The 2,995-nt window shown below is 47.9% G+C and carries 1 protein-coding gene; it reads right to left on the bottom strand.

What is annotated here, in order from left to right; translation table 11 throughout:
• Positions 1 to 2,995 (bottom strand): Ig-like domain-containing protein (locus F3I09_RS33910; RefSeq protein WP_223233474.1); only part of this gene is annotated, 2,995 nt, incomplete at both ends.

The following is a 2,995-nucleotide window of genomic DNA, read 5'->3' as shown; positions in this document are numbered from 1 at the left end:
TATCGATAGTGATATTCAGACCCGCACTTGGTGCACTGGTATTACCTACTGCGTCAGTTGATGTAGCAGTGAATGCATGGGTACCGTCTGACAGTGGTGTTGGCACTGTGAAGGTATAGTTACCACCAGCGTTAGCGGTAGTAGTACCTACTGCTGAACCATCTACATAGATAGTTACGGTGCTGTTAGCTTCTGCTGTACCGGTTACAGTTGGTGTGTTATCAGATGTTAAGGTCTGAGCGGTGGTGATAGTTGGCACAGTTGGCACCTGCGTATCGATAATGATATTCAGGGTAGCGCTTGGTGCACTGGTGTTACCTACTGCGTCTGTTGATGTAGCAGTGAATGCATGGGTGCCATCAGGCAGTGGTGTTGGCACTGTGAAGGTATAGTTACCACCGGCATTAGCGGTGGTTGTGCCTACTGCAATACCGTCTACATAGATAGTGACAGTGCTGTTAGCCTCTGCTGTACCGTTTACGGTTGGCGTGTTATCACTAGTCGGTGTTTGAGCCGTAGTGATAGTCGGTACAGTTGGCACCTGGGTATCAATAGTGATATTCAGCGTAGCACTTGGTGCACTGGTATTACCTACTGCATCAGTAGATGTAGCTGTGAATGCATGTGTACCGTCTGACAGTGGTGTTGGCACTGTGAAGGTGTAGTTACCACCAGCATTAGCAGTAGTTGTACCTACTGCTGAACCATCTACATAGATAGTGACAGTGCTGTTAGCTTCTGCTGTACCTGTTACGGTTGGTGTGTTATCAGAAGTTAAGGTCTGAGCCGTAGTAATAGTCGGTACTGTTGGCACCTGCGTATCGATAGTGATATTCAGCGTAGCACTTGGTGCACTGGTATTACCTACTGCATCAGTAGCTGTAGCTGTGAATGCATGCGTACCATCTGACAGTGCTGTTGGCACTGTGAAAGTGTAGTTACCACCGGCGTTAGTGGTAGTTGTACCTACTACTGAACCATCTACATAGATAGTTACAGTGCTGTTAGCTTCCGCTGTACCGGTTACTGTTGGTGTGTTATCAGAAGTTAAGGTCTGAGCGGTGGTGATAGTCGGTACAGTTGGCACCTGCGTATCAATAGTGATATTCAGCGTAGCACTTGGTGCACTGGTATTACCCACTGCATCGGTAGCTGTAGCAGTGAATGCATGGGTACCGTCTGACAGTGGTGTTGGCACTGTGAAGGTATAGTTACCACCGGCATTAGCGGTGGTTGTGCCTACTGCTGAACCGTCTACATAGATAGTTACAGTGCTATTAGCTTCCGCTGTACCTGTTACGGTCGGCGTGTTATCAGAAGTCAGTGTTTGGGCGGTAGTTATAGTCGGCACTGTTGGCACCTGCGTATCGATAGTGATATTAAGGGTAGCACTTGGTGCACTGGTATTACCTACTGCATCGGTTGATGTAGCAGTGAATGCATGTGTGCCATCAGACAGTGCTGTTGGCACTGTGAAGGTATAGTTACCACCGGCATTAGCTGTAGTTGTACCAACTGCTGAACCATCTACATAAATAGTTACAGTGCTGTTGGCTTCTGCTGTACCTGTTACAGTTGGTGTATTATCAGATGTTAAGGTCTGAGCGGTAGTAATCGTCGGCACAGTTGGCACCTGGGTATCAATAGTGATATTCAGCGTAGCACTTGGTGCACTGGTGTTACCTACTGCATCGGTAGCTGTAGCAGTGAATGCATGTGTGCCATCAGACAGTGGTGTTGGCACTGTGAAGGTATAGTTACCACCAGCATTAGCGGTGGTTGTACCTACTGCTGAACCATCTACATAGATAGTTACGATGCTGTTAGCCTCTGCTGTACCAGTTACAGTTGGTGTATTATCGGATGTTAAGGTCTGAGCGGTGGTAATAGTCGGTACAGTTGGCACCTGCGTATCGATAGTGATATTAAGGGTGGCACTTGGTGCACTGGTATTACCTACTGCATCGGTAGCTGTAGCAGTGAATGCATGGGTACCATCTGACAGTGCTGTTGGCACTGTGAAGGTGTAGTTACCACCAGCATTAGCAGTAGTTGTGCCTACTGCAGTACCGTCTACATAGATAGTTACAGTGCTATTAGCTTCCGCTGTACCTGTTACGGTCGGTGTATTATCAGATGTTAAGGTCTGAGCGGTGGTAATTGTCGGTACAGTTGGCACCTGGGTGTCGATAGTGATATTCAGGGTAGCACTTGGTGCACTGGTATTACCTACTGCATCGGTAGCTGTAGCTGTGAATGCATGTGTGCCATCAGACAGTGGTGTTGGCACTGTGAAGGTATAGTTGCCACCAGCGTTAGCGGTGGTTGTGCCTACTGCTGAACCATCTACATAGATAGTTACAGTGCTGTTGGCTTCTGCTGTACCTGTTACGGTTGGTGTGTTATCAGATGTTAAGGTCTGAGCGGTAGTGATAGTTGGCACAGTTGGTACCTGCGTATCAATAGTGATATTCAGCGTAGCACTTGGTGCACTGGTGTTACCTACTGCATCGGTAGCTGTAGCAGTGAATGCATGTGTGCCATCAGACAGTGGTGTTGGCACTGTGAAGGTGTAGTTACCACCAGCGTTAGCGGTGGTAGTACCTACTGCAGTACCGTCTACATAGATAGTTACAGTGCTGTTAGCTTCTGCTGTACCGGTTACAGTTGGCGTATTATCAGATGTTAAGGTCTGAGCGGTAGTGATAGTTGGTACAGTTGGCACCTGCGTATCGATAGTGATATTCAGCGTAGCACTTGGTGCACTGGTATTACCTACTGCATCGGTAGATGTAGCGGTGAATGCATGTGTACCGTCGGACAGTGGTGTTGGCACTGTGAAGGTGTAGTTACCACCAGCGTTAGCGGTGGTTGTACCTACTGCTGAACCATCTACATATATAGTTACAGTGCTGTTAGCTTCCGCTGTACCGGTTACAGTTGGCGTGTTATCAGAAGTCAGTGTTTGAGCGGTAGTTATAGTCGGCACTGTTGG

It is taken from the genome of Chitinophaga sp. CF418, assembly GCF_900142925.1.
In the GTDB taxonomy this organism is placed as follows: Bacteria; Bacteroidota; Bacteroidia; order Chitinophagales; family Chitinophagaceae; genus Chitinophaga.
This window is presented reverse-complemented; position numbering and strand designations above follow the sequence as displayed.